This window comes from Hydrogenimonas urashimensis (genome assembly GCF_016593255.1).
Classification (GTDB): Bacteria; Campylobacterota; Campylobacteria; order Campylobacterales; family Hydrogenimonadaceae; genus Hydrogenimonas; species Hydrogenimonas urashimensis.
On the sequence record NZ_AP023212.1, the window covers coordinates 534,175 to 552,572 of the forward strand.

Genomic DNA, 18,398 nt, shown 5'->3' on the forward strand with positions numbered 1-18,398 from the left:
TGCAATTTTACAATCGCAAGACTTTCATTATCCAAAACTTCACGGCATACCTGTGGTACAATCGATCATTATGGCAAATGAAACGACAACCCTCGACACTCCCTCGGCCTGGCTGCGTCTGGATGAAAAACTATTAAGCGGCATCGTCATGGTCATTGGAGGCACCGATTCGGGCAAAAGCACCTTCGTGCGCCATTTTGCGGAAAGACTTCGCGGCGAACGTCTGGTCGCGGTGATCGACGGGGATATCGGACAGACGGCGCTGGGACCGCCAACGACACAGACACTCAGCCTCTGCTCGCCGGATTTTGATTTCGTATGCGTGGCAAGATGGTTCGTAGGCGGCATTTCGCCCGCAGGGCACCGTGAGCAGACCCTGGTGGGGCTGGAGCGTCTCGTACAAAAAGCTAAAAAGTCGGGGGCGCGCACGATACTGATCGACACGACAGGTTTCATTTCGCCCGATGCCGGCGGCCATACGCTCAAATGGAGCAAATTCGATCTGTTGCGGCCCGCCACTCTCATCGCACTGAAAAAGGGCGAAGAGCTTGAGCCCATTCTTTCTCCCTGGCGCAAAAGCGGCCGTTTTTCGATGATTGAACTGCCACTTTCCAACAAGGTCCAAAAGATCTCCCCCGCCCGGCGCAAAAGAATACGCCAAGATAATTTCCGCCGCTATTTCCAAGACGCCACAACGATCTCTGTCTCTTTGGAAACGACGGGCGTGGTGGGACGGTGGCCCCTGCGAAAAATGCAGCTTGTGGGTTTGATCGACAACGAGGGGTTTTTGCTGAGGCTTGGCATCGTGGAGAGAGTGGAGGATGAGAAAATTTTCGTCAAAGCGCCCCTTTTCGATCCAAAGGCTCTTGACATGGTGCGCACGGGATCGCTTCTGCTCGACGAAAAAGCGGGCTGGATCGAACAAACGATTCGCTGAACGATATCCCGTAAGATCGCCATCGCCTTTTTATCGATTTTTCGATAAAATCGGCCCCATGATAGAGATTACCAACGAAACCAACTACCGGCCCAATACCAATCTGCTCGAAACGATCGCGGCGGAACTGACCGACCGCGACATCGAACTCGTTTTGACTAACAACAGCAGAATCCGGGAGATGAACCGCCTGCAGCGGGGAGTCGACGCTCCGACCGACGTGCTCAGTTTCCCGCTGGAAAAGGTTCCCTTCGCGCCCCTCGGCGAGATCGTCATCAGTGTCGAATACGCCGCCGACAAGGCGAGCCAGTACGGAAACTCTCTTGACGACGAGATCGCCCTGCTCTTTATCCACGGGCTGCTCCACCTGCTGGGCTACGACCATGAGACCGACAATGGCCAAATGCGCCGGAAAGAGGAGGAGCTGATCCGCCGTTTCGGTTTACCCGAAAGCCTCATCGTCCGTACGGAGGGCAGCCAATGATCGATTTCGTGATCTTCGTCGTCAGCATGGGCGCTCTGATATGGGGAGCCGAATTCATCATCAAAGAGTCCGAGCGCATCGCTTTTCACCATAACATCAGCGAATTCATCATCGGCGCGACACTGATCGCCCTGGGGACCAGCCTGCCCGAAATGGCGGCCAGTGTCGCCGCGAGCATCAAGGGGCAGAGCGATATGGCCGTCGCCAACGTCCTGGGTTCGAACATCATGAATATCGCACTGGTGCTCGGACTTGTCTTTCTGATCGCATCACGCATCGCGCCCCATCGCGATCTCTTCTTCAAGGACAGCGCGTGGCTTCTTTTTCCTGTCATCATCTTCCCGCTGATGATTCTCGACGGTTCCCTCTCCCGCATCGACGGTTTTTTGCTATTTGCGATGATGGGAGCCTACGTGATGTTCCTGATCCAGTCAGGCAGTGAGGAGCAACTGGCCGAATTGGACGTGGAGATGAAAAAAGAGGTGTTCAACTGGCCCAAAACCATCGCTCTGCTGGCAGCAGGCTTTGTTCTGGTCGTTGTCGGCGCGGATTACGCCATCGAGAGTGCCGCCAACATCGCCAGGGCGTTCGGAATCAGCGAATGGATCATCGGTCTGCTTCTCATCGCCTTCGGGACCAGCCTTCCGGAACTGGTCGTCAGCATCAAGGCGGCCCGTCAGGGCAAAGCCGACATGAGCATCGGAAACATCATCGGCTCCAATATGGCCAACACGTCCGTCGTGCTCGGCTCCGCCGCTATGACACGACCCCTTTCCATCGACCTTGTCAACAGCTCTTTCGATGTTTTCCTGATGATCGGCGTCACATTGATGCTCGTCTTCATCACCGCCAACAGACTCTACGCCAAAGCCTCCGGCGTCATGCTGCTCATCGTACTGGCCATTTTCCTGCAGCATGCGCTGAGCGCATAGGCATCGGCTATCTCTTTTCACTCGCGACGCTCTATAGTCTCGCCCGTTTCGGCAATGTCACCCTGTGATGCGATACGGCGATGACGACATTTGTCACATGGGTCATCTACCGGGGCAAATCCTGCTCCTTTCCCAGCGTCATGCAAAAAAGCGCATGCCGGGCAAGTAAGGAGGGTTGGTGACACTGTTTAAAAATGATCCGATGTTGTGCACGATACCGGCGAAATTTTCAGACTATTTGATATACCCGTGGTCGATGAGCCAGTTGTAGATCGCCTTGGTCATGGGGCCGGCGGCTGACCCACCGTGGCCGCCGTGCTCGATGAGGATCGTCACGACATACTGCGGATGGCGGTAGGGTCCGTAGGTCGTCAGCCAGGCGTGGGAGCGGTGGTAGTAGGCGAGTTCATCCTCTTTCATGCGTTTTTTCTCCTCCTGGGGGATGCCGATGACCTGGGCCGTACCGGTTTTGCCAGCCACTTTGACCTTCGTTCCCTTGAGTGCCCAGTAGGCCGTTCCCTTGGGGTGGTTGCACACTTCGTACATGGCGCGTCGTATGATCGGAAGCGACCGCTTTTCACGGAGTGTGAGCACATCGGTGAGCACCGGCTTGAGTTTTCTGCCCGCCAGGGACTCGACCAGATAGGGTTTTGGCAGTTTTCCGGTGGCCAAAAGTGCGGTGTAGCGGGCTATCTGCATCGGTGTCACGAGGACATATCCCTGCCCGATAGCGGCGTTGAGCGTTTCACCCATGTACCATGGCTGGCCGTATTTGCTCATTTTCCACATCTTGTCGGGTATGACGCCGATAAATTCGTTGGGCAGATCGATGCCGCTTTTTTCCCCAAGCCCCATTTTTCTCAATTCTCGGGCGATTTTGTTGATACCGGTCACCAGACTCCCCTTGTAGAAATAGACATCACAGCTCTCCCGGATCGCCTTGACCATGTCCGTCTTTCCGTGCCCGCTGCTCTTCCAGCAGCGGAATTTGTGCTTGACCGTTTTGCCCAGTTCGATGGCCCCGTTGCAGAAGAAAGTGGTGTAGGGAGAGACCTTTTTCGAGTCGATCAGCCCCAGGGCAACACCCGGCTTGATAACCGATCCAGGCGGATAGAGACCGTGGATCAGCTTGTTGGTGAAGGGATGGTTCAGGTTTTCGATGATCCGTTTCCACTCCTCTTTGCTGATACCGCTGACAAAATCGTTCGGATCGAATGCAGGATAGCTGCCCGCACTGAGAATGGCCCCATCGGTGCGCATGACAATGACGGCACCCGACTTTTTCTCCCTTTTGAACATTTCGGAGATGAACGCCTGTAGCTCCATGTCAAGATGGAGCGTGATGTCGGTATCCTCTTTCGGCGGCACCGTCTTAAGTACATCGATCTGTTCGTTGAAGGCGCTCACTTTCACCTTTTTGTATCCGGGTCTGCCCTCCAGAAATCTGTTGTAGTATTTTTCAAGACCGCTTTTTCCGGCGATCATGGTCAGTTTCACCATTTCGTCACCGGCCATCTCTTTTTGGTTGGCTTTGCCCACATAGCCGATGACATGTGCCGTCATATCGCCGTAGGGGTAGTAGCGTTTTGTCGTCGGTTCGATGGTGATATGCGGTTTTCTGGAGAGTTCCGTATAATGGGGAAGGACCTGCTCGTAGGGAAGGAATTTTACCATGACGATCGGATCGTGCCGGTAGGGGGAGTCGATGCGCCTGTAGCGCCTGAGCAGTTTTGTCCTGTTGACGTCGGGAAAATCTCTTTCGATATCTTTCAGGGCTTTGAGCAGTTCCGGAAGGCGTTTTTTGGATGCAAGATGAGCATCCACGAGAATTTTGAAACCGATTTTGTTGATGGCCAGCGGCTTGCCGTGCCGATCGAGAATCTCCCCCCTGACCGGTAGAATCCACTCTTTTTTGACAATATTCTGTTTGGCCAGGGATTCGTAGTAGGTGTTCGATTTGACGGTAAGCTGATAGATCCGTACCAAAAGGACCATCCAGACGATCGTGAAAAAGGCCAGAAGCAGTTTGATCTTCAAAACAGTATCACTCCCGCCAGATCCACAACGAAATAGTAAAGAAGTATCAGATCCGTTTCGACGACTTTCGTATGCATCAGGTGACCGTATCCCAGGAGGAAGACGAGATAGAGAAGATCGAAAAGAACGACACTCACAAGACGGATCGCCGTCCGCATACGCAGCAGATAGGTGATTTTAGGGTCAAAAAGCGCGAAAGTCACGAACATCACGGTCCAGATGCCGTAAAGGGGCAGGCCCCATACCGACTCCAGTATGACGGCATAGAGCATCCATACCGCCACCCAGAAATAGTCCTGCCGATCGAGCGCTTCCCTCCACTGCACATAGACAATGCCCGTCAAGGGCGGAAGTATCGGATAGACCGACTCCATCGAAGGATAAAGAAGCAGCAGTCCAAGCAGCGGCAGAAGCTGTGTCAGAGTTTTTTGATCAGCGATATTTCGTTGCACACGGGGAAATATTTGCATTTGATGCAGTCCGCCCAGATTTTGTGTTCGGGTATCGTCTCTTTCGGGATCTCTTTGAAACCGAGGCGTTCGAAAAAGGTTCCCATATATGTCAGGGCCAGCACTTCGCGAAGTCTCAGGCCTCTTCCCTCTTCGATCGCCCGCTCCACAAGCCCGGTGCCGATATTTCTGTGCCGGTGCCCCTCTTTGACAATGAGACTCCGTATCTCTCCCAGCCGCATCGAATGGATATGGAGCGCCACATACCCAACGATCTCGCCGCCAAAAGCCTCTTTTGCCACGATATAGGAGCGGATATTGGTCGCCAGTTCGTCGTCAGAGCGCGGAAGAATGATCCCCTCCTCCACCTCTTTCCTGACAATCTCCTGCATTTGCGGGATATCGGTCAACACAGGTTTTTCATAGATTACAGACACGGTTTTCCCTTGATGACGATATCGAAAATGAGCTGTTCCACTCTTTCGATACCCTGTTTTTTAAGATTGGATACCAAAATGGCACCGGGATGCTTGCCAAGTATCTTCCCTCTCTCTTTCTGATTCAGTTTGTCCGATTTTGTGAAAATTTCGATATAGCACTGATCGGGCCCGATGAACGATGCGATGTAGGATTTGACTTCCTCGTCGATCGGTACGTCAGGATGCCGTGCGTCTCTGAGATGGACAAAAAGACGGATCGTTCGGCGGTTTCGGATGAATTCGTTGAGGCTTTTCTGCCACGCATGCTTCATGCTCTTGGAGACTTTCGCATATCCGAATCCGGGCAGATCGACGAAATGGAGCCTGAATTTCTCCTGTGTCTCCTCTTCCTTGTAGACAATGTCGAAGTAGTTGATCAGACGTGTTTTCCCCGGTGTCGATGAGCTTTTGGCCAGATGTTTTCTGTGAGTCAGGGAGTTAAGAAGCGAGCTTTTCCCCACATTGCTGCGCCCGAGGAAAACCACCTCCCCGATCCCCTCCGCCGGAGCCTCTTCGATACGGCTGGCACTCGTGATGAAGGAGGCGTCAACGATCCTCGCCGCCATCGCGTTCCTCCACCTTGAAAATGAACTTCACCGGTTTGTCGCCCCCGCCCTCGACGCTCGCCCTGCCGCTCAGTTTCTCGACGACGACTTTCTCCCCTGTCACGGTTCTGTCGAGTCTGGGCTCTTTGAGCACGACACTGCCGTAGAGTTCGTAACGCTGCTCTTTGGGGAGGTAGACAAGTTTGTCGGCTTTGCCGGTGTAGAGCTGCCCCTCTTTCTTCATGTGGATGACGAAGGAAGCCTTTCCGATCGCTTCGTAGCGAAGGGGTTTTCGCTTCGCGTCGAAATAGACCACCACCTTCGACGCGTTGAGTTCGTCGGCACCCTTTTTCATCCGAACATGGCCGAGAAATTTCGCGACATGTTTCACATCGTCCGCTTCGAACCGGTCCGAGAGAATTTCCACCCGCTCCGCCGCCGCGAAAAGGACCGATACCGCCAGTAGAGTCATGACACTTTTTTTCAAATCAGATATCCTCTTCCGCTATCTTCGCATCTATCGATTCGGCCTTGATTTTACCACTTTTTTGGTAATAGTGGAGGTTTTTGCCGTGGATGACGCTGCTGCCGTAGGTGATGACGAAGGAAAAGCCCTGTGTCGTGTAGAGTTTTTTGTCGATGATATAGGTGAGTCTTTGCGTATCAAGAACCCAACCGCCCTCTTTTTCAAGATGGACATCTCCTCTTAGCTCGACCCTTCTGTTAAGAAAGAAGAGAGCTTTTTTCGCCCGGACCGACTCTTCACCCCTGGGTGCCAAACGGATCAGCTGCGCGTTGCTGACTTGCAACCGGTCCATGAATTTTTCCGCCTTTTCTCCGGTAAGATGACCGGTGACACCGTCGCCTGTAATCTCGTAACTTTCGAAATCGACAAATGCAATCTGCGGGATTCCCCGCTTCTCGATCCTGGCGACATGATAGGGCTCGAGAAAAAAGATCGCAGAAAAAGCGAGCGCGAAAAGCAGCAGAATAAAATCTCTGATCGTCAGGTCCAAAGTGCCAGATACTCCTCTTCAAGCCCCTCCTGCCGGATTAGCAGTTCGATCATCTCCCGGATCGCTCCCTCCCCGCCGTTTTTGCTCAGCACCACGTCGGCAATGTCGATGACATAATGGTTGGCATCGGCCGGAACAAAGGAGATGCCGCACGCTTTGAGCATTCTGTAATCATTCAGGTCATCCCCGATGACAGCCACTTCGCTGCATTCGATGCCCAGCTCTTCGCAGAGATTTTCGAGCATCGCGAGTTTGTCCTTGACATGCTGGTAGAAATGCCTGATTCCTAGCTCTTTCGCTCGGCGCTCCACGATTTTTGAGCTGCGCCCCGTGATAATGGCGGCGGCACGTCCAAGGCGAATCCAGTTGACGATAGCAAATCCGTCCTTCACGTTGAAGGCTTTGAGTTCGTCCCCCTTCTGCGTATAGACGATTTTACCATCGGTCATGCAGCCATCGACATCGAGAACGATCAGCTTGATCACAGCACCCCCTTCGTACTCGGGACACCCGCCTTGGCATTTTCAACCAGTGCCCTGCGAAGCGCCACGGCACACGCCTTGAAAGCCGCTTCGATGAGATGGTGACGGTTTTTCCCCCGTTGCTGTACCAGATGGAGTGTCAGACCGCTGTTGAAAGCGAAAGCCTTGAAGAACTCCTCGGCAAGCTCCACATCGAACTGCCCGACCTTTCCTTTCAGGTCGATCTCATAGACGAGATAGGGACGGTTGCTTAGATCGAGGGCACACTCCACCGCCGCTTCGTCCATCACGACGACACTGTTGCCGAACCGTTCCACATTCTGGATCGGATAGATCGCCTCGCTCAATGCCTCTCCCAGTACGATACCGACATCTTCGACCGTGTGATGGTCGTCGACATGGGTGTCCCCGCGACATTCGACACTCAGGTCGAACTGGGCGTGCTTGGCGAAACTCTCGAGCATATGGTCGAAAAATCCGACACCTGTCGCGATCTGCGAGACGCCGCTGCCCCCCGTATCGAGCACCAGGCGAATGGCTGTCTCTTTGGTTTTTCGTATTTTCTCTACTTTCACTCTCACCCCCTTATGATAAATGCACCGGGAATGCCCCAGGCTTTGATGAAATCTCTCGCTTCCGCTTCGCTTTTGAAACCAAGAAGCCAGACACGATAGAGCGGCTCTCCGTGGACGATGAACTTCCTGATCTCGGCATGGTAGCGTCCCTCGAAATTGTCGTATCGGTTCCGGTAGATTTCGGCTCCGCGGTAGTGCTTGAATGCTCCCACCTGCACGCCGAAACCGCTCAGGACCACCTCTTTTTTCACCCTTCGGCCCGCCTGTTTGGCCATCGAAGCGATAATATTGTCAAAGCCCAGAACCGTCAGACGGACCGGGGCCGTACCGGTTCTGTCGATACCCAGTTTTTTGGCTGCGGCATAGGAGAGATCGATGATGCGCCCCTTGACAAAAGGTCCCCTGTCGTTGATGCGCACGACGACCGATCTGCCGTTGCGCCTGTTTATGACCCGCACCATGGTGTTCATCGGAAGGGTCTTGTGAGCTGCCGTCATCTCGTACATATTGTAGGTTTCGCCATTGGATGTCTTCCCGCCGTGGAAATTGGGACCGTACCAGCTGGCCACACCCTCCTGCTGCCATCCGAGGGAGACTACCGTGGGATAGTAGGTCTTGCCGTTGATCGAGTAGGGACGCAGCGTCGCCCTGTGTACCGCCTGGGAGGAGCGCGGTTTCGATGGCCCATGGATGACGGGATATCCCAGTGTGCCGTGTCCGCTGCATCCAGCCATGACAAGAGCCAACAGTATGCCGGCCACACACTTTTTAGTTCGGGATAACAAGTTTGTCGCCTATATGGATGATATTGTCTTTCAGATCGTTCCGTGCTTTGATCGTCGCCACTTTGACACCGAAACGCTTCGCGATCTTGTATATTGAATCCCCTTTTTTCACCCTGTAATGGTGCAGCGATCCGCGAGGAACCGGGATGATGAGCTCCTGTTTCGGATAGATCACCGCCTTCTTTATCCGGTTGAAGGCGATGATCATCTTGTAGGAGATGCCGTAACGGTGTGCGATGCGGCTCAGGCTCTCCCCTTTTTTGACTGTATGGACCAAAAACATGTTCTTCTGTTTGCCCGGTCTGTAGGCTTTTTTGAAAGCGGCCATCCTGTTTTGCGGAATGTTGATGCTTGCACCCGCCACAGGCGGTGTGAATCCGTAATTGAATTGAGGGTTGAGCGTTTTAAGATCCGCCGTCGGCATTCCGATCTGGGAGGCGATATGTTCCAGTGTTTCGCCGCCGCTCACTTTGACGCGGACAAGTCTCTCGCCATCGGTGTGTCTGAAAAGTTTCAGTTCCGATTCGGTGAAACAGAGTTCCGCATTGTTGGCCACAAGGGCCAGCGAGACGATTTTTCGCAGATAGTTTCGGCTCTCTTTGGGCAGGTATTTTTTCTTCTCGTCCATCAGAACATGCAGCTCATCGGAGCCCGCCTTCTTTATGGCCCGCAGCACACGACCCTCTCCGCAGTTGTAAGCGAATGCCGCCAGATACCATTTGCCGAACCGGCGATGAAGGTCTTTGAGATACCTGACAGCCGCTTCCGTCGACCGGACGGGATCTTTCCGCTCGTCGATATAGCGGTCGATCTTCAGTCCGTAAAGTTTCGCCGTCTCGGGGATGAACTGCCACAATCCCGCCGCTTTCGCACGGGAAAGGGCGTGGGCATCGAAATGGGACTCCGCCATCGCCATGTAGAGAAAGACCTGGGGAATGCCACTCTCGTCGATCATCTTCTGAAGGGTCGGAATATAGATGCGTCCCCGTTTGAGCATCCGCAGAAAATGGTCGCGTTTGCGGGAGTTCATATCGTTTTTCAACTGCCTGAACAGCGGATCGTAGAGAAAGGATGCATCGATGTCGAGACTTTTGAGTACAGTGCTCTCGTCGTTGTACTGCGGTTCGTTGACCGCGGTAAGCGACGCATGCAGCAGGCCCAGCGACAAAAGAAGAAGCGATACGGCTTTTTTCACGGAGACTCCCAAAACGTTTTGAAAAAGTACGAGATTATACCATCTGCAACGTGGCAAACGGTTTAAACAGCCGCTGCGCGTTCCGGGTCGTCAGCGACTCCACCTCGGCGACGTCCATTTCAAGTATATCGGCTATTTTTTCGACGATGTAGAGCGTATAGGCGGGTTCGTTACGCTTTCCCCTGCGGGGATGGGGCGCCAGATAGGGGGCGTCTGTTTCCACGACGATCCGATCCGGCGGGATTTTCGGAAGCACGTGGGGAAGTTTTTTCGCGTTTTTGAAAGTCACGACGCCACCGATGCCGTAATAGAAGCCGTGACCGGCCAGCTTCAGAAGCTGTTCGTCTGCATTGTAGCAGTGAAGCACGCCGCCCACCTCTTTGGCATGATGGTCGATCAGCATCTGCATCGAATCACTGCCGGCGTCGCGGATATGGACGATCAGCGGCTTGCCCACCCGCTTCGCCAGTTCAATCTGGGCGCCGAAGACTCTCTTTTGTGCAGCGATCTCTTCGTGTCTTTGGCCTGTATCCTCGGGAAGCCGGTAATAATCGAGTCCGCACTCCCCGACGGCGATGCACTTCTCATCCTGCAGGTGCTCGAGCAGCAGCGCTTCGTCATATTCATTAATATCATAGGGATGGACGCCTGCGGCGTAGTACACTTCCGGATAGGTATGGGCGATTTTTCTTGCTTTCGCCAGTGTCTTGGGCTCGGCGCCGGGTATCAAAAATCCCCGTACCCCGTGCGCTTTCGCCCGCTCGATCACCGCATCGAGATCGTCGTCAAACCGCGTATCGTCCAGATGGCAGTGGGTGTCGATAATCATTTCGCAAACTCCCCGAGAAGATTCTGTGCCAACGCCCGCGCCTCCTTCATCCCCTTTTCTCCCGCGATCATCCGCGAAATCTCTTCCACCCGTTCGTTTTTGTCGAGAACCTTCGCCACACTTTTGCTCTCCTCTTTTTTGATCAGAATATGCTCTCTCGCGGCCGCACTCAGGTGGGGTTGATGGGAGATCGCCACAATCTGGTAGTTTTTCGAAAGGGTTTTGAGCAGTCTGGCGATGGCGATCGATTCGTCGCCGCTGACATTGGCGTCGATCTCGTCGATGAGCAAAATCCCCTCTCCTCCGGCAAGTTCGCTCTTGCACAGCAGAAGCGCGAGGCGTATCCTGTTGAATTCGCCGCCGCTGAGGGTTTGGATGGATGAGCCCTGCAAATCGATATCGACGGCGTCGATGCCAAGCCTGTCCAGCGGTTTTTCCGACAGCTTGAAACCCAAGGAAGGCATCCGCAGTTGCGCGAGGTAGCCGTTGATGAAATGTTCCACTTTCTGAGCCGCTTCCCTGCGGGTGTAACTGATGTTCTCCGCCTCCTTCCGCAGGGCAAGATGCAGCGTTTCGACTTCGGTTTCGAGCTCTTCGAGCTCATGGTCGATGTTGCGGTAGTATTCAAGATCACGTATCTTTTCGTCCCGGTAGGCGAGCGCCTCCTCAATCGAACCGTAACGCCGTTTGAGCTCGGCCAACGCCTCGATGCGGTTTAGAATCTGCTCCACGTCGATCTCCTGCAACTCGTCGAGCATCTCCTCGGCCCGCTCGAACTCGTTGCGGAGCATGTTCATCGCTTCGTTGAAGAGCACAAGCCCGTCGCTTTCGATCATCGTCAAAGCTTCGGTCACGGCATCCTCCGCATCAAAAACTTTCGATGCCCGTGCGATCGCCTCGCCGATTTTCTCTTTTTTCGAGAGTTTTCGCTTGATCGTCATCAGCTCTTCGTCCTCTCCCACACGGGGCGCTGTCTCGTCGATTTTTGCGATCTCGAATTCGGCAAATTCGATCATCTCCTTGATGCGGTTCTCATCGGATCGCATCTTTTCGAGCCTGTGGCTCTTTTTCATGTAGTCGTCGTAGAGATTCCTGAAAGTCTCCAGCCTTTCGCCATAGCCCGAATCTTCCACCATGGCCATGGCATCGAGCAGTTCCAGCAGCAGTTCGGAGGAGAGCTCGTTGTTGCTCCGTTGGGAAATATGGCGCACCAAAGGCTGCATGAGCTCCTTCAGACGCTTTTTCGAAATGGTGAGGTCGTTGAGGAAAAAGCGTATTTTTCCCTTCTTGACAGCTCTTAGCGTCATCTCCGCTTCGCCGTTTTCGAAACTGCCGAGATCAAGAAGAACGCTCGTGCTTACGACAACTTCCGAAAGCTCCGCCTGCACATCGGCCAGTCCGAAAAGCGCCAGAAGCGACTGCATGAACACCGATTTTCCGGCGCCGCTTGGCCCCGTGATGGCGATCAGCCCCGGCTCGAAGGAGATATCAAGCGTCTTAAATCCCAGAAGATTTTTGGCATAGAAGCGTTCGATCATCGCATCTGACCCCAGGAGAGTTTTTCACGGAGCACGTCGAAATAGTTGCGTTCCACCCGGTGGATGAGCCGCGCCCCGATCGAAGCTTTGCGTACCAGCAGCGTATCATCGGGACCGAAGTCGTACTGCTCCTGACCGTCGATGATCACCAGCGACTGCTTGTCCGGCGTTTTGATCTCGATTTCGAAATTGGCCGGAATGACGAGAGGGCGCTGGGTCAGAGAGTGGGGGCAGATCGGCGTCAGGATGAAGGCATCGGTCAGAGGAAAGGTCACAGGCCCGCCGGCAGCGAGATTGTACGCCGTGGAGCCGGTCGGCGTCGAAATGATAAGCCCGTCTCCGTAGTAGGTGTTGAACCATTTGTTGTCGATATAGGCATCGACTTTCACCATCTTCGAAATGGAAGGACGGCTGATGACGATATCGTTGAAGGAGAAGAAGTGTTCCGAGCCGTGAGAGTTTTTGAGCACTCCTTCGATCATCATGCGCTCGTCGATCCGGTATTCATACTTGTAGAGTTTCTCGACGAATTTCTCCACTTCCGAAGGATTGATGTCCGCCAGAAAGCCGAGCGTTCCCGCATTGATCCCCAGTATCGGTTTGTGATAGCGGTAACTCCGGCGCGCCAGAGAGATGAGCGTGCCGTCTCCGCCGATGCAGACGAGTATGTCGCTCTTTTCGCACATTGTGGAAAAATCCTGCCCGAGCATCCCTAAAATGCCGGCGCTGATCGTATCGAGAATGATTTCGGCGCCATGTTTTTCAAAAGCGTTTTTGACACGGAAAAAGAGCTCTTTGAGTTCGGGGGTCGAGGGTCGCAGAACGACACCGACCCGCCGGATCTGAATTTTTTCTTGCACGGCAAACCTTTGGACGACGAACGAACCGCTTCGGGCATCTTGGGGTCGTCTGTAATTCTGGTGATTATTCTATCAAAAATAAGTTTCTTTTCGCTATAATCGCGCCACTATATCCGGGGAGAGGCTTCCCCAAACGGGAGATTTGATTTGAGAACTCACTACTGTACCGATCTGAATGAAACCGACATCGGCAAACGCGTCGAACTTGCCGGCTGGGTCAACAGCTACCGTGACCACGGCGGTGTCATCTTTATCGACCTGCGCGACAAAACGGGGCTGATCCAGCTCGTCTGCGACCCCGCCGACAATGCCGAAGCCCACAAAACCGCTTCCCACGTCCGTGACGAATTCGTTCTCATCGCGAAAGGCACGGTGCGCCGACGGGGCGAGGGACTGGAAAACCCGCGTCTTGCAACGGGCCGGATCGAGGTGGTCGTAGACGAACTCGTGATCGAAAACCGAAGCGAGCCGATGCCGTTCACCCTCGGCGACCCCAACGTCGGCGAAGATATCCGACTTAAATACCGGTACCTCGATCTTCGTCAAAAAGAGATGTTCGAAACCTTCAGGATGCGCTCCAAAGCGGCCATCGCGGCACGAAATCTCCTCGATTCGCTCGGGTTTCTCGAAGTCGAAACCCCGATACTGACCAAGTCGACTCCCGAGGGCGCGCGCGACTATCTCGTGCCGAGCCGGGTCCACAACGGGGAGTTCTATGCCCTGCCCCAGTCTCCCCAGCTTTTCAAACAGCTGCTGATGGTGAGTGGTTTCGACCGCTATTTCCAGATCGCCAAATGTTTCCGCGACGAAGACCTGCGTGCCGACCGCCAGCCGGAGTTTACCCAGATCGACGTGGAGATGAGCTTCTGCACCCAGGAGGATGTGATGGCAGTGGCCGAGGAGTTGCTCAAAGCGATCTTCGAAGCCTGCGGACACGAAATCCAGACCCCTTTCAACCGCATCACCTATCACGAATCGATGGAGAAGTACGGCAACGACCGCCCCGACCTCCGCTTCGGTCTGCCGCTCGTCGATGTCATCGACCTTTTTGAAAAGTGTGAGAGTCCCATCTTCGCCGAAATCGCGCAGTACAAAAAGCTCAATCGCATCAAGGCACTGAAAGTGCCCGGCGGCGACACATTCTTCTCCCGAAAAATGATCAAGGAGCTCGAAAGTTTTGTCGGAAAATTCGGTGCCAAAGGCCTGGCCTACATCCAGGTCAAGGAGGAGGGTCTCAAAGGGCCCATTCTCAAATTCCTCGGCGACGAGGCGATCGAAACGATGAAATCCCGCCTCGACCTTCAGGTGGGCGACATCGTCTTCTTCGGTGCCGGCGACAGAAAGACGGTCTGGGACTACATGGGGCGCCTGCGCACGGAAGTGGCCCATCGCATGGGAATGATCGACGAAAACCGTTTCGAATTCGTCTGGGTCGTCGATTTCCCGATGTTCGAACTCGAAGAGGGGGAGCTTCACCTCAAAGCGCTGCACCACCCGTTCACGATGCCAAAAAACATCGACGAAGAGGATATCGAGGCGATCGATTCCATCGCCTACGACGTGGTTTTGAACGGTGTCGAACTCGGTGGCGGTTCCATCCGTATCCATAAACTTGATATTCAGCAAAAAGTGTTTAAAATGCTGGGTATCGGCGAAGAGGAGGCGCAGGAGAAATTCGGTTTCCTCCTCGACGCACTCAAGTTCGGTGCCCCTCCGCACGGGGGATTCGCCATGGGTTTTGACCGCATCATGATGCTTCTTGGAAAAAAAGAGAGCATTCGCGACGTCATCGCCTTCCCGAAAACCCAGAGTGCGACCTGCCTCCTGACCCATGCGCCGAGTCCGGTGGACGATGCCCAGTTGAAAGAACTCGGTATCCGGATCAGGAAACAGCCGAAGACCGATGCGTCTGAGTGAAGCGAAAACCGGCGATCTCGTCAAAATCAGGGGATTTGAGGGAGGCTGCGACACGTTCAAGAGCCGCCTCGATGCCCTCGGCATCCGGATCGGCGACATCGTGGAGATCAAATCGAAAGCCTTTCTCGGCCCCATCGAGATCAAAAACGAAAATATCGATGTCGCGCTCTGCCGGGGCCAGGCAGAGAAGATCATCGTCAAACCCATCACACCAATCAAATTCAGGAGAACCTCATGAAAAAACTCTTTCTTATCATCGGCGCACCCGGAAGCGGAAAAACGACCGACGCGGAGATCATCGCCGCCAACAACCCCGACACCATCGCCCATTACTCCACCGGTGACCTGCTGCGTGCCGAAGTCGCCAGCGGCTCGGTCCTGGGTGCCACGATCGACAGCTATATCAGCAAAGGCAATCTCGTTCCCCTCGAAATCGTCATCGACACAATCGTCAGTGCCATCAAGCGAAGCGACAAGCCGGTCATCCTGATTGACGGATTCCCGCGGAGTGTCGAACAGATGAAGGCGCTCGACAAGATCCTGGCAGAAGAGCCCGACGTCAAACTCGAAGCGGTCATCGAAGTCGATGTCAGCGAAGAGGTCGCCAAAGAGCGCGTACTGGGACGCGCCCGGGGTGCTGACGACAACGAAGAGGTTTTCAAAAACCGCATGAAAGTCTACAGGGAACCGATCGAGGAGATTCGCAAATTCTACAAAGAAAAAGGGCTGCTTCACGTCATCAACGGCGAACGAAGCATCGAAGAGATCGTCGACGAGATGGAGAAGTTCATCAAGAGCAAAATATAGGAAACGGCTTTATGCCGTTTCTCTCAAAAGGCGTGCATGCATTTCTATCAAGTCATAATCGGCACCGAAATCCTCAACCGGCGCAGGCGTGACAAACATTTCGACTTTCTTACGGAAGAGCTCCTCAAACGGGGTGAAACCCTCTATGCCTCTTTCATCCTCGAAGATGACCGCTCTTTGATCGCCAAAGCGTTCGAGCTTGTCAAAAGCGATCCCGAAAGTGTCATGTTCAGCTTCGGCGGCATCGGGTCGACACCCGACGATCTGACGCGACAGATCGCCGCGGATGTTTTCACTAGCAGCCCTCTTGAAGTTCACGAAGAGGCGAAACGGCGTATCCTCGATCAGTTCGGCAAGGACGCGTTCCCCCATCGCATCCACATGGCGGAGCTTCCAAGGGGGGCGAATCTCCTTGACAATCCCGTCAACAACGTCCCAGGATTCAGTCTCGAGAGCCGTTTCTTCTTCGTGCCGGGGTTTCCCAAAATGGCCCACCCGATGATCCGCCAGGCACTCGAGAGACTCCTGCCCGATGCAAAGCCTATGGTGCGCAGAACCTTCACGGCCCTGGTCAGCGAAAACGATCTGATAGAGATGATGCAGAAGGTTCCGGACGACGTAACGCTCTCTTCCCTCCCCGCATTCTGCGGCAGCAGACGTATCGCTGTCATCAGTCTCAGCGGAAAGGACGGCGGAAAAATCGACTCATGGTACAAAAAGTTCATAGAGTTCATGAACGAAAAAGGGATCGGGTGGATCGAAGGGGACCGGCACAATGACCTTGACATATGCCGTACTCAGGCTTGAGCTTCCTTTTGCCGAATCGAAGAAAGGACGCCGTGCCGTTCTCAACTCCATCAAGGAGCGGCTCGCGCGGATGAACTGCTCCGTACTCGATCTCTCCGGAGAGTATCCCAAAGAGGGGGAAATCGGCATCGCCTTTCTCTCCCCCGACGAACAGCAGGCGAGGCAGAAGATCGAAAAGATCGAGGCGATGCTCGAGAGCCGCTACCCCGACATCCATGCCGAAATAACCTACGAATCGCTCTAGAGCCTGTCGGGAGTCAGCTCCACCTCTTCGAGGAAATGGCGCAGGCGCACCGTCTCATCCTTCGTGAGATGATCGCCGTGGGGGAGGTTCAGGACAAATTCCCTCTCCCGGTAGAAGAGTTTCACTTTGTGTTTCTTGGTCGTTTCGACCTGCATACCGTAGTGTTCCAATGCCGAAACCAGTTTTTTGACATCGATATTGGAAGAGATGGGATGTTCGAACACCTTTTCGATTTTGGCTTTGTGTCTGTGGCTCATGATTTTTTCCTTTCGCTATTCAAGATTGTGGGTGGTGTGCCATCCAGATTCCGGCCAGTGCGGCCAGCAGAACGACGATATAAAGAGCGTTGCCCCACACGCCATACTTCGCCGGCTCCATTCCCCGCTCCTTTTCCAGCATGCCCATGACGATGCCGATGGCCGCCGTGATAAAAGAGAGCATCACGTATCCGTAGAGCGGATAGAAAAAGTATCGGACAACGGGGTGGAGATTGTCGGTGGCATGGAGCAGGTAGCCGGCCAGGGCGACCAGGGCGGCTGCAACGTTGAAAAAGAGTATCTTGGCACCATTGCTACGAAACATTCAGAACCTCCTTTTCGATAAACTTCGCAACCGCATCTTCATCGTTCGTCCAGGGCAGAATGATGTCGGCGGCGGCTTTGACTTCCTCGATGGCATTGGCGACGGCGATTTTCCGACCGGCCGCGGCGAAAAGCCCCAGATCGTTGTGGCTGTCACCGAAGACCGTCGTATGGGCCCTGTCCACCCCTTCCATCGCCTCCAGTCGAGTCAGGGCGTGGGCTTTGTCCCCTTCGGCATGCAACACGGTCATGAACCAGCAGTCGATGTAGGGATCTTTGGAGCGTTTGATCTCGATCTCATCTGCGAATTTCTCTTTCAGAACACTCTGCAGGTACGCCGTCACTTCGCCGTTTTCGAGAAAGACGATTTTGAGATTTCTCTCCATCGCCCGCAGCGGATCGGCATCGACGAGACGGCGGTCGTTGTGAAAGGTTTCAAGAAGTTCTTTGAGATAGCGGTTTCTCTTTTTCGGATAGACAAATCGTTCGGTATCATCCCTTTCCATGCCCACCAGCAGCGGATAGATTCCTGCCGCTTTGTGTGCCGTGGCGATGATATCGTCGGCAAGCTCCCTCTCCAGGGCGCTCACATGAAGAATCTTCCCGTCCGAAGAGGCGATCACGACGCCATCTAGAAGTATCAGCGGCTCTTCGAGACGAAGCCCTTTGAGAAGTTTCATGACGCCGGTGTAACTGCGGGCCGTGGCGACCGAGAGCTTCGCTCCCCGCTTAACGGATGCGTTCCATACGCGGCGGCTGTAGTCGGAGATGCTCAGGTCGCTGCGCAGAAAAGTTTTGTCAAGATCGGTCAGGTAGAAGTGTTGCATCTTTTCTCTCCTTCACCGATATTACAACCCGTATCCGGATGGACTCGGCGGTTTTTCTGCCTCGCTGGTTTT

24 protein-coding genes are annotated in these 18,398 nt (G+C 54.1%); 8 read left to right on the forward strand and 16 right to left on the reverse strand.

The window, feature by feature from the left end; genetic code table 11:
* The first annotated feature begins 70 nt into the window (after positions 1 to 70).
* From JMG82_RS02650 to JMG82_RS02660, 3 genes are read left to right on the forward strand one after another with little or no spacing between them, the layout of a single operon-like run.
* On the forward strand, positions 71 to 937 hold the full coding sequence (locus tag JMG82_RS02650; protein ID WP_201353394.1) for a Clp1/GlmU family protein: 867 nt from the start codon (positions 71 to 73) through the stop codon (positions 935 to 937).
* A gap of 58 nt (positions 938 to 995) precedes the next feature.
* Positions 996 to 1,421, forward strand: coding sequence for an rRNA maturation RNase YbeY (gene ybeY, locus JMG82_RS02655; RefSeq protein ID WP_201353395.1), 426 nt, complete (start codon positions 996 to 998; stop codon positions 1,419 to 1,421).
* The gene (locus tag JMG82_RS02660; protein WP_346727046.1) at positions 1,418 to 2,353 is read left to right on the forward strand and encodes a calcium/sodium antiporter; all 936 of its coding nucleotides are present in this window, start codon (positions 1,418 to 1,420) and stop codon (positions 2,351 to 2,353) included. The genes ybeY and JMG82_RS02660 overlap by 4 nt, the downstream gene beginning before the upstream one ends.
* Positions 2,354 to 2,587: 234 nt before the next feature.
* On the opposite strand, the gene mrdA is transcribed toward JMG82_RS02660, so the two are convergent.
* Genes mrdA through JMG82_RS02725 form a run of 13 tightly spaced genes read right to left on the reverse strand, consistent with a single transcriptional unit; the run spans position 2,588 to position 13,143 of the window.
* Positions 2,588 to 4,390, reverse strand: coding sequence for a penicillin-binding protein 2 (gene mrdA, locus JMG82_RS02665; protein WP_201353396.1), 1,803 nt, complete (start codon positions 4,388 to 4,390; stop codon positions 2,588 to 2,590).
* On the reverse strand, positions 4,387 to 4,842 hold the full coding sequence (locus tag JMG82_RS02670; RefSeq protein WP_201353397.1) for a hypothetical protein: 456 nt from the start codon (positions 4,840 to 4,842) through the stop codon (positions 4,387 to 4,389). The genes mrdA and JMG82_RS02670 overlap by 4 nt, the downstream gene beginning before the upstream one ends.
* Complete coding sequence (locus JMG82_RS02675) at positions 4,809 to 5,231, reverse strand: N-acetyltransferase (protein ID WP_236579205.1); 423 nt, start codon at positions 5,229 to 5,231, stop codon at positions 4,809 to 4,811. The genes JMG82_RS02670 and JMG82_RS02675 overlap by 34 nt, the downstream gene beginning before the upstream one ends.
* A 35-nt stretch (positions 5,232 to 5,266) precedes the next feature.
* On the reverse strand, positions 5,267 to 5,884 hold the full coding sequence (yihA, locus tag JMG82_RS02680; RefSeq protein ID WP_201353399.1) for a ribosome biogenesis GTP-binding protein YihA/YsxC: 618 nt from the start codon (positions 5,882 to 5,884) through the stop codon (positions 5,267 to 5,269).
* Positions 5,865 to 6,350: a lipopolysaccharide transport periplasmic protein LptA gene (gene lptA, locus JMG82_RS02685; RefSeq protein ID WP_201353400.1), complete on the reverse strand. Its 486-nt coding sequence runs from the start codon at positions 6,348 to 6,350 to the stop codon at positions 5,865 to 5,867. The genes yihA and lptA overlap by 20 nt, the downstream gene beginning before the upstream one ends.
* A gap of 1 nt (position 6,351) precedes the next feature.
* Positions 6,352 to 6,879 (reverse strand): LPS export ABC transporter periplasmic protein LptC, encoded by a 528-nt coding sequence (lptC, locus tag JMG82_RS02690; RefSeq protein ID WP_201353401.1) that lies wholly within the window; start codon positions 6,877 to 6,879, stop codon positions 6,352 to 6,354.
* Positions 6,870 to 7,364 (reverse strand): KdsC family phosphatase, encoded by a 495-nt coding sequence (locus JMG82_RS02695; protein ID WP_201353402.1) that lies wholly within the window; start codon positions 7,362 to 7,364, stop codon positions 6,870 to 6,872. Before JMG82_RS02695 ends, lptC begins: the two co-directional genes overlap by 10 nt.
* On the reverse strand, positions 7,361 to 7,936 hold the full coding sequence (gene hisB, locus JMG82_RS02700; RefSeq protein WP_201353403.1) for an imidazoleglycerol-phosphate dehydratase HisB: 576 nt from the start codon (positions 7,934 to 7,936) through the stop codon (positions 7,361 to 7,363). The genes JMG82_RS02695 and hisB overlap by 4 nt, the downstream gene beginning before the upstream one ends.
* A gap of 2 nt (positions 7,937 to 7,938) precedes the next feature.
* Positions 7,939 to 8,670: a septal ring lytic transglycosylase RlpA family protein gene (locus tag JMG82_RS11755; RefSeq protein ID WP_201354168.1), complete on the reverse strand. Its 732-nt coding sequence runs from the start codon at positions 8,668 to 8,670 to the stop codon at positions 7,939 to 7,941.
* A 34-nt stretch (positions 8,671 to 8,704) separates the two neighbouring features.
* Positions 8,705 to 9,916: a lytic transglycosylase domain-containing protein gene (locus JMG82_RS02710; protein ID WP_201353404.1), complete on the reverse strand. Its 1,212-nt coding sequence runs from the start codon at positions 9,914 to 9,916 to the stop codon at positions 8,705 to 8,707.
* Between the two features lie 34 nt (positions 9,917 to 9,950).
* Positions 9,951 to 10,745: a TatD family hydrolase gene (locus tag JMG82_RS02715; protein ID WP_201353405.1), complete on the reverse strand. Its 795-nt coding sequence runs from the start codon at positions 10,743 to 10,745 to the stop codon at positions 9,951 to 9,953.
* Positions 10,742 to 12,283, reverse strand: a complete 1,542-nt coding sequence (locus tag JMG82_RS02720; protein ID WP_201353406.1) for an AAA family ATPase — start codon at positions 12,281 to 12,283, stop codon at positions 10,742 to 10,744. The genes JMG82_RS02715 and JMG82_RS02720 overlap by 4 nt, the downstream gene beginning before the upstream one ends.
* Entirely contained in the window at positions 12,280 to 13,143 is an 864-nt protein-coding gene (locus tag JMG82_RS02725) for an NAD(+)/NADH kinase (RefSeq protein WP_201353407.1), read from the reverse strand. Before JMG82_RS02725 ends, JMG82_RS02720 begins: the two co-directional genes overlap by 4 nt.
* 147 nt (positions 13,144 to 13,290) lie before the next feature.
* Between JMG82_RS02725 and aspS the strand changes: the two genes are divergently transcribed.
* From aspS to JMG82_RS02750, 5 genes are read left to right on the forward strand one after another with little or no spacing between them, the layout of a single operon-like run.
* Positions 13,291 to 15,060 carry an aspartate--tRNA ligase gene (gene aspS / locus JMG82_RS02730; protein WP_201353408.1) on the forward strand — a complete coding sequence of 590 codons (1,770 nt, stop codon included), beginning with the start codon at positions 13,291 to 13,293 and terminating at the stop codon, positions 15,058 to 15,060.
* Positions 15,047 to 15,298: a FeoA family protein gene (locus JMG82_RS02735; protein ID WP_201353409.1), complete on the forward strand. Its 252-nt coding sequence runs from the start codon at positions 15,047 to 15,049 to the stop codon at positions 15,296 to 15,298. Before aspS ends, JMG82_RS02735 begins: the two co-directional genes overlap by 14 nt.
* Entirely contained in the window at positions 15,295 to 15,867 is a 573-nt protein-coding gene (locus tag JMG82_RS02740) for an adenylate kinase (RefSeq protein ID WP_201353410.1), read from the forward strand. Before JMG82_RS02735 ends, JMG82_RS02740 begins: the two co-directional genes overlap by 4 nt.
* 36 nt (positions 15,868 to 15,903) lie before the next feature.
* Positions 15,904 to 16,674, forward strand: a complete 771-nt coding sequence (locus JMG82_RS02745; protein WP_201353411.1) for a competence/damage-inducible protein A — start codon at positions 15,904 to 15,906, stop codon at positions 16,672 to 16,674.
* On the forward strand, positions 16,643 to 16,918 hold the full coding sequence (locus tag JMG82_RS02750; protein ID WP_201353412.1) for a DUF503 family protein: 276 nt from the start codon (positions 16,643 to 16,645) through the stop codon (positions 16,916 to 16,918). The genes JMG82_RS02745 and JMG82_RS02750 overlap by 32 nt, the downstream gene beginning before the upstream one ends.
* Here the strand turns inward: JMG82_RS02750 and JMG82_RS02755 are convergent.
* The 3 genes from JMG82_RS02755 to JMG82_RS02765 are packed head-to-tail and all read right to left on the reverse strand — an operon-like array spanning position 16,915 to position 18,326.
* Complete coding sequence (locus JMG82_RS02755; RefSeq protein WP_201353413.1) at positions 16,915 to 17,175, reverse strand: hypothetical protein; 261 nt, start codon at positions 17,173 to 17,175, stop codon at positions 16,915 to 16,917. The two genes, JMG82_RS02750 and JMG82_RS02755, sit on opposite strands and share 4 nt — an antisense overlap.
* A gap of 19 nt (positions 17,176 to 17,194) precedes the next feature.
* Positions 17,195 to 17,500 (reverse strand): hypothetical protein, encoded by a 306-nt coding sequence (locus tag JMG82_RS02760; RefSeq protein ID WP_201353414.1) that lies wholly within the window; start codon positions 17,498 to 17,500, stop codon positions 17,195 to 17,197.
* The gene (locus tag JMG82_RS02765) at positions 17,490 to 18,326 is read right to left on the reverse strand and encodes an HAD family hydrolase (RefSeq protein WP_201353415.1); all 837 of its coding nucleotides are present in this window, start codon (positions 18,324 to 18,326) and stop codon (positions 17,490 to 17,492) included. Before JMG82_RS02765 ends, JMG82_RS02760 begins: the two co-directional genes overlap by 11 nt.
* Between the last annotated feature and the right edge of the window lie 72 nt (positions 18,327 to 18,398).